Consider the following 7,133-nt stretch of genomic DNA (forward strand, 5'->3'; position numbering starts at 1 on the left):
GACCACCACCGGCGGCACCGCCAAAGGCTGCAGCGCTACGTCCAGCCGGCGGGCGCCTTCGTCAGTCCACACCTGGAAATCATGGGTGAGCCACACGGCCGAGGCATAGCCCGCCACGGCGAGCCCCGCGCTGAGCAGCGCCGTGCGCAACAGGGTCATGGGCACCCCTTGCGCGAAGCCTGGCAAGCCCGCAGGCGCAGCGAATGCGAATGGCCGTGGCAGCCCCCAATCCCATGCAACGGATACGGCAGGCACGCCAGCGTCGCTGCAGGCAGTGGCTTGGCGTGCCTGCCTTGGGGCGTGGCCGTTGGTCGCATACGCAGTGCCCCTCAGGCCGGCTTGGCGCCGAGCGCCTTGAGCGCGGCCCCGCCTTCGAACGGCGTGGTACGGCTGCTGGCCTTGCGCTCCTGCTCGAACAACCCGGGCTTGACCGCGCCCGCCTTGTTCGACCAGTTGCCGCGGATGTACGTGGCCAGGGCCGCCAGTTCGGCATCGCCAAGCTGCTGGAAGGATGGCATGGCCCCTTTGTAGGTGGTGCCCGCAACCACGAGTTCGCCACTGATGCCATGCAGCAGGATATTGGCCAGCGTGCGCTCGTCGCCCTGCACCCACTCGGAGCCGTCCAGCGGCGGAAACACACCGGGCAGCCCTTTGCCGGTGGCCTGGTGGCAAGCAACGCAGTTGGCTGCGAACAGCTGCTTGCCATCCGCCACGCCCGCGGCGCCCGGTGCAGGGCCCGACAGGTCCGCCAGCGTGCGGCGGTCGCCCAGCACCGAATTGCCAAAGGGGTCGGACAACAGGATGTAGATCACGCCAAACGCCACCATGGCCAAGGTGACTGCGGCGACGATCAGCGGCACGGGTTTCGTGCGCTCTTCGGGCTCGGCGTTCTCGCGCTGCTGGGCCCGGTTTCGGGTATCTGGTTCATTCAACATGGGGGCCTCGCAACGGATCAGGATGCAGCGGCGGAAGCCGCGTGCACGGGCGCCGGCGCCGCTGCGCCGGCCTTGGCCTTCAGGGGCGGCGGCAACACCGGATAGGTGTGGTCGAGCCCTTGCAGGTACTTGACCAGATCGAGCGCCTCGGGGCGCGCCACCACCACGCGGCCGAACGGGCCCTGCCCCGGCGGCAGGTTCAGCACCTCATCGCCGGGCTCGGCCGCGTCCTTCACTTCGAACAGGTAGGGATAGGACGGCATGATCGAGCCTGGCACGTAGGCACGGGGCTGGTAGAGGTGCCCCAGGTGCCAGTCCTTGCTGGGCTGGCGCGCGCCGATGTTGAACAGGTCAGGGCCCGTGCGCATGCTGCCCAGCAGGTGAGGCTTGTCATAGAAGTAGTCGCCCGGCACCGAGGCACGGCCCCAGCCGCGCGCCAGGTCGGGGCCCAGGCCGCGGTCGCGCGGCTGCTGGCTGTGGCAGTACACACAACCATTGGCGATATACACGTCCCGTCCCCGCAACTGGGCGCTGGTGTAGGGTTTGAGCCCCGGGGGCGGGGTGACATCCCGCACCTGCAGGTAGGGCAGTACCACCAGCGCCGCGGTGGCGATGGCCAGCGACACCACGGCGCCTGCGGCCAGCTTGACTTCATTTTCCATGTGCGAACTCCGGGGCCTTGGAGGGCGAGAACAGCGCCGCGCCGGTGCGCGCAGGTCCGAAGCGCAGCACCATGGCCAGGAAGTGGCCGACAAAAATGAGGTGGCTCAGCACCATCAGGCCACCACCCACGCTGCGCCACTGCAGATACGGGATGGTCACGGCCACCGAGTCCATGAAGGGACGCGATGCGTCGAGCATGGCCAGCCCCTGCAGCCAGCCGCCGATGGTCAGGCCGACGAAATAGATGCCGATGCCCAGGGCCGATGCCCAGAACTGCAGCCAGATGAGCCGCGGGTATGGCCACTCCCAGTGGAGCACGCGCGGCATCATGAAATAGATGGCACCAAACAGCACCATGGTGACAAAGGCGTACGCGCCCAGGTGGGCATGCGCTACCGTGAAGTGCGTGAAGTGCGCCACCTGGTTGATGCTGCGCAGAGCCTCCAGCGAGCCCTGCAGCGACGACAGCATGTACATCAGCCCGCCGAACATCATGAAGCGCAGCGTGGGCGAGTGCAGCGCCAGGTGCATGCGGCCCCACATGGTGCCGGCCATGTTGATGGTGAAGGCCACCACGGGGATGATCATCATCATGCTCTGCACGATGGACAGCGTGGTCAGCCAGCCCGGGATGGGCCCGCCAATCAGGTGGTGGCCCCCTACCTGTCCATAGAAGAAAGCCAGCGTCCAGAAGCCCAGGATGGACAGGTTGTACGACCGCACGGGCCGGCCGATGATCTTGGGCAGAAAGTAGTAGATGGAGCCCACGCTGATCGGCGTGAACCACAATCCCAGCACATTGTGGCCGTACCACCAGTTGGTGGTGGCCTGCTGCACGCCGGTGTGCACGCCCGGAAGCTTGGCCACCACGAACAGCAAAGTGATCCAGAGCAGGCCGGCCACCATGTACCAGACGCTCACGTACAGCGACTCGACCTTGCGGTTGACCAGCGTGAACAGCACGGGGCCCACGATGCAGATGAAGCCGGCCGCGATGAAGACGCCGATCTGCCAGGGAATCTCGAGGTATTCCATGCCATCGGTCCAGCCGGCACCGATGGCACCGATGCCGCTGGCGATGCCGGTGTTGAGCAGCGCCCCCCCCAGCATCACCCACATCGCACCCACCAGGGGGGTGCGCAGCAGGCGTGGCAGCAGCCAGACAATGACGCCCAGGGCCGCATTGGTGATCCAGCCATAGAGCACTGCGTTCAGGTGCACGGTACGGATGCGGCCGAAGGTGAGCCATGCCTCGCCCACCAGCCAGTCGGGCATGTGCAGCTTGAGCGACGACACCAGCCCGGCCAGCGAGCCCACCACCAGCCATAGACAGGCAAAGGCGACGAACATGAACACGGGAAATGCGCTGGAGCGGTCGGCCGCCACGCGGTGGCGCAGTTCGTCCGGGTCGGCCACATGCAGCTCGCTGCCGTCCTCGGCGGCCGCGGCCTGTAGCCGAGCCTGGGCCGGCTCAAGCAACGCCGGATCGTCCACCTTGCCGATTTCGCCTCGCGCAAAGATCACCGAGGCCGCGCGCGGATTTTCAACCAGCAGGCCCTTGCGCATGGACCAGATGAAAACAAACAGCCCCATGATCGAGAGCAGAAACGCGCCCAGCAAACTCAGTATCGCGCTGTCCATGAGCGTCCATCCTTTTGGTATGCACCGCAGAAGTGCATGAACGCCGCTCACTTCCGCGGAAACTTTGAGGCACAGCAACCACAGACATTCCTGCGCGTGCTAGGCATTCACGCGGCGGATTCTATGATTCATAAAATATGAATGTTTTTGCGCGGGTAATAACCTGCCGCAGAGCAGTGGTAACCCCGCCATGCCCGGCACTCGGCGTTGTGCACAGCCCCGCGCAACCCGATCGCGCACGGTGCCCGGCGGCCTGCAGCCCTAACGCAAACTGATCCAGTACGCCAACACGATGAGTGCCAGCACGAGAGCAAGCCATCCCACAACCAGCCAGCGCCACAAAGCCGGCGCGCGCCGCAACTCAAGGAATTCGAGGCTCACGAGCAAGCCCTTGGCAAACGCGAGGCCGAACATGACGAGCACTGGCGCAATCGAGCCATGGCCCGAAAGCCCCGCTTCGCCAATCCAATAGGTCACGGCCGTGATGGCCAGCAGTACCGCCCAGACCTTGGCGAGTGAAAGAACAGGCATCTTCGGCATCCTCAACGCATCACGTACACCAAGGGGAACAGCACGATCCAGAGCAGATCCACCATGTGCCAGAACGCTGCCCCCGTCTCGAGCGCGTGGCAATCGTGGCTGCCGTAGCGTCCACGGCGCGTCTTGACCCACAGGTAAGCGATCGCCAGCATCCCCACCACCACATGCAGAAAGTGAAAGCCGGTGAGCAGAAGGTAGAACATATAGAAGGTGTTCGTCGACAGATCCACCCCGTCGCCCAACTTGTGGGCATATTCGGTCAGCTTGACCGCCACGAACCCGCCCCCACAGGCCAGCGCACCCAGCAGCCAACGCGCCCCTGCCACCGACGCATCGCGCTGCACCGCAGCCACCGCACTGGCCACACACCAGCTTCCCGATATCAGCAAAACGGTATTGAGCGCACCCGCATTGAGGTTGAGCGTGGCCTGAGACGCATTGAACACATCCACTTCACGGGCGCGGGCGAACGCGAAAGAAACAAAGAGGATGGCGAAGGTGAGCAACTCCATCAGGATGACCAACCACACGCCCAGATCACCGCGCAGCCGGGGCGCCTCCACCCTGCCGGCATGGGCATGATGCAAAGATGGGTTGTTGTTCTCAGACGACAAAACCGTGGAGGTGCTGCGGTTCATGTAGGGCATCCTGCCTGAAGGATCATTGCCACTTGCGGCAAAGGGGTTGCACGACGGCAACGCGGGTCCTTATTCTGGCGCCTGAATGCTGCCCGAAAAATACAAGCACAAAATAAGATGCATGTGATATGAATCTTATTGATTCTAATCAACCATTTTGCGCAATGACTCATTACGATGGGAACCTCATCACTGCATGAGGTACCACCATGAGTCAAGGCTTCACCAGCCAGATGGCGCGGAACATTTTCTACGGGGGCACGGTCTTTTTCGTGCTTTTGTTCGCCGCGCTCGTCTTTCACACAGAAACCAAAATCCCAGAGCGCTCCAAGGCGGGCGACATCACACCTGCAGTCGTCCGCGGCAAGCACCTGTGGGAGACCCGCAACTGCATCGGCTGCCACACCCTGCTGGGTGAAGGTGCGTACTTTGCCCCGGAACTGGGCAACGTCTATGCACGCCGCGGTCCTGATTTCATCAAGAGCTGGATCAAGGCCATGCCCACACACACGCCGGGTCGTCGCCAGATGCCCCAGTTCAACTTCACCGAAGGCCAGTTGGACGATCTGGTCGAATTTCTGCGGTGGACCAACGGCGTGGACGCTGAAAAGTGGCCACCCAATATCGAAGGGTAAGCATCTCAGTGCACTGAGACCTCACATCCAAGGATACAAAAATGCCCACAACCCTTAAATACCAATCGCAGTCGGTCGCGAAGCTGTACTTCATAGCTGCGCTCGGCCTGTTCACCGGCCAGATCCTTTTCGGTCTGACCCTGGGCCTGCAATACGTGATCGGCGACCTGATGTTCCCGGCCATTCCCTTCAACATCGCCCGCATGGTCCACACCAACCTGCTGATCGTGTGGCTGTTGTTCGGATTCATGGGGGCGGCCTACTTCATGGTGCCCGAAGAGAGCGAAACAGAGCTCTACAGCCCGCTGCTGGCCAAGGTGCTGTTCTGGATTTTCCTGGCGGCAGGCGCCCTGACCATTCTGGGGTATCTGCTGGTGCCCTATGCCAAACTGGCCGAGATGACCGGCAATGACTTGCTGGCAACCATGGGCCGCGAATTCCTCGAGCAACCCTTGCCCACCAAGGTTGGCATTGTGGTGGTGGCTCTGGGCTTCCTGTTCAACATCAGCATGACGGTGCTCAAGGGCCGCAAGACGGCCATCTCGCTGGTGCTGCTGATGGGCCTGTGGGGCCTTGCGCTGATGTTCCTGTTCAGCTTCGTCAATCCCAGCAACCTGGTGCGCGACAAGATGTACTGGTGGTTCGTGGTGCACCTGTGGGTGGAAGGCACCTGGGAACTGATCATGGCTTCGCTGCTGGCCTTCGTGCTCATCAAGACCACGGGCGTGGACCGTGAAGTGATCGACAAGTGGATGTACATGATCATTGCCTTCGCGCTGATCTCGGGCATCCTGGGCACTGGCCACCACTTCTACTTCATTGGCTTGCCAGGCTACTGGCACTGGGTCGGCGGCGTGTTCTCGGCACTCGAGCCCATTCCGTTCTTCATGATGACACTGTTCGCCTTCAACATGGTGCAACGCCGCCGCCGCGAGCATCCCAACCAGGCCGCTGTGCTGTGGGCCGTGGGCACTGCCGTGATCGGCTTCTTGGGCGCAGGTGTCTGGGGCTTCATCCACACCCTGAGCCCCGTCAACTACTACACGCACGGTTCGCAGGTCACTGCAGCCCACGGCCACCTCGCTTTCTACGGTGCCTATGTGCTCGTGGTGCTGGCGCTGATCAGCTATTCCATGCCACTGCTGCGCGGCCGCGAAGCCAACCCCATGCGCGCACAGCGCGCCGAGATGTGGAGCTTCTGGATCATGAGCATCGGTATGGCCGTGATGGTTCTGGCCCTCAGCGGCGCCGGCATCCTCCAGGTCTGGCTGCAGCGCATGCCCACGACCGGGGCCATGTCCTTCATGGCAACGCAAGACCAGCTCGTATTTTTCTACTGGGTGCGTGTCTCGGGTGGCGTCATGTTCCTGGCTGGTCTGCTGACCTATCTGTCGAGCTTCTTCATCGGCCCTGCTGCCAATGAGCAGGAAGTGGCAGCCATCCCCGGCGGCCGCACGCAACGGGCCTGACCATGGAAACCCACACAGCGGTTTCGCTGGCCCAGGGCGCCAGCACCACGGGCCAGCGCTCCGCTGCGAGTGGGGTGCCCTTCTATGCGGCGCAGGGCGGTGAATGCGCGCTTTTCGAGCATTGCTTCGCCCAACAGCTGCCGCTGTTGATCAAGGGCCCCACGGGGTGCGGCAAGACCCGCTTTGTCGAGCACATGGCGGCCCGCCTGGGTCGTCCGCTGATCACCGTTTCATGCCATGACGACCTCAGTGCGGCGGACCTGGTGGGGCGCCACCTGATCGGTCAGGGCAACACGGTGTGGTCCGACGGCCCGCTCACCCGTGCAGTGCGCGAAGGCGCCATCCTCTATCTCGACGAAGTGGTGGAGGCCCGCAAGGACACCACCGTCGTGCTCCATCCCCTGGCCGACGACCGGCGCCTGCTGCCTGTTGAACGCACGGGGGAATTGCTCAAGGCGCCGCCCGAGTTCATGCTGGTCATCTCGTACAACCCGGGCTACCAGAATCTGCTCAAGGGGCTCAAGCCCAGTACCCGGCAGCGCTTCACGGCGCTGACGCTGGACTACCCGGCCGCGCCCGTCGAACGCACCATCCTCGAGCGCGAGGGGCGCG

General features: G+C 63.5%; 8 protein-coding genes. 3 read left to right on the forward strand and 5 right to left on the reverse strand.

What is annotated here, in order from left to right:
• Window positions 1–329: 329 nt before the first annotated feature.
• The 5 genes from ACDELDRAFT_RS16975 to ACDELDRAFT_RS16995 all read right to left on the reverse strand — a co-directional run bounded on the left by ACDELDRAFT_RS16975 (window position 330) and on the right by ACDELDRAFT_RS16995 (window position 4,417).
• Window positions 330–935 (reverse strand): c-type cytochrome, encoded by a 606-nt coding sequence (locus tag ACDELDRAFT_RS16975; RefSeq protein ID WP_005799120.1) that lies wholly within the window; start codon window positions 933–935, stop codon window positions 330–332.
• Window positions 936–952: 17 nt separating this feature from the next.
• Window positions 953–1,597 (reverse strand): cbb3-type cytochrome c oxidase subunit II, encoded by a 645-nt coding sequence (locus ACDELDRAFT_RS16980; protein ID WP_005799122.1) that lies wholly within the window; start codon window positions 1,595–1,597, stop codon window positions 953–955.
• Window positions 1,587–3,239: a cbb3-type cytochrome c oxidase subunit I gene (locus ACDELDRAFT_RS16985; RefSeq protein WP_005799124.1), complete on the reverse strand. Its 1,653-nt coding sequence runs from the start codon at window positions 3,237–3,239 to the stop codon at window positions 1,587–1,589. The genes ACDELDRAFT_RS16980 and ACDELDRAFT_RS16985 overlap by 11 nt, the downstream gene beginning before the upstream one ends.
• Window positions 3,240–3,500: 261 nt before the next feature.
• A complete protein-coding gene (locus tag ACDELDRAFT_RS16990) occupies window positions 3,501–3,770 on the reverse strand; it encodes a cytochrome C oxidase subunit IV family protein (protein WP_005799126.1) in 270 nt (89 codons plus the stop codon).
• Window positions 3,771–3,781: 11 nt separating this feature from the next.
• The gene (locus tag ACDELDRAFT_RS16995; RefSeq protein ID WP_005799127.1) at window positions 3,782–4,417 is read right to left on the reverse strand and encodes a cytochrome c oxidase subunit 3 family protein; all 636 of its coding nucleotides are present in this window, start codon (window positions 4,415–4,417) and stop codon (window positions 3,782–3,784) included.
• Window positions 4,418–4,626: 209 nt separating this feature from the next.
• Here ACDELDRAFT_RS16995 and ACDELDRAFT_RS17000 point away from each other — a divergent pair, with 209 nt between their 5' ends.
• The 3 genes from ACDELDRAFT_RS17000 to ACDELDRAFT_RS17010 all read left to right on the forward strand — a co-directional run.
• Window positions 4,627–5,052: a c-type cytochrome gene (locus ACDELDRAFT_RS17000; RefSeq protein WP_005799128.1), complete on the forward strand. Its 426-nt coding sequence runs from the start codon at window positions 4,627–4,629 to the stop codon at window positions 5,050–5,052.
• Between the two features lie 41 nt (window positions 5,053–5,093).
• On the forward strand, window positions 5,094–6,521 hold the full coding sequence (locus ACDELDRAFT_RS17005; RefSeq protein ID WP_005799129.1) for a cbb3-type cytochrome c oxidase subunit I: 1,428 nt from the start codon (window positions 5,094–5,096) through the stop codon (window positions 6,519–6,521).
• Window positions 6,522–6,523: 2 nt separating this feature from the next.
• On the forward strand, window positions 6,524–7,133 hold a 610-nt coding region (locus tag ACDELDRAFT_RS17010; RefSeq protein ID WP_005799131.1), incomplete at its 3' end, for an ATP-binding protein.

Source organism: Acidovorax delafieldii 2AN (genome assembly GCF_000175235.1).
Lineage (GTDB): Bacteria > Pseudomonadota > Gammaproteobacteria > Burkholderiales > Burkholderiaceae_C > Acidovorax > Acidovorax delafieldii_B.

Coding starts and splice junctions, on each gene's coding strand:
- ACDELDRAFT_RS16975 (WP_005799120.1), bottom strand. CDS start 935: ATGTTGAATGAACCAGATACCCGAAACCGGGCCCAGCAGCGCGAGAAC.
- ACDELDRAFT_RS16980 (WP_005799122.1), bottom strand. CDS start 1,597: ATGGAAAATGAAGTCAAGCTGGCCGCAGGCGCCGTGGTGTCGCTGGCC.
- ACDELDRAFT_RS16985 (WP_005799124.1), bottom strand. CDS start 3,239: ATGGACAGCGCGATACTGAGTTTGCTGGGCGCGTTTCTGCTCTCGATC.
- ACDELDRAFT_RS16990 (WP_005799126.1), bottom strand. CDS start 3,770: ATGCCTGTTCTTTCACTCGCCAAGGTCTGGGCGGTACTGCTGGCCATC.
- ACDELDRAFT_RS16995 (WP_005799127.1), bottom strand. CDS start 4,417: ATGAACCGCAGCACCTCCACGGTTTTGTCGTCTGAGAACAACAACCCA.
- ACDELDRAFT_RS17000 (WP_005799128.1), top strand. CDS start 4,627: ATGAGTCAAGGCTTCACCAGCCAGATGGCGCGGAACATTTTCTACGGG.
- ACDELDRAFT_RS17005 (WP_005799129.1), top strand. CDS start 5,094: ATGCCCACAACCCTTAAATACCAATCGCAGTCGGTCGCGAAGCTGTAC.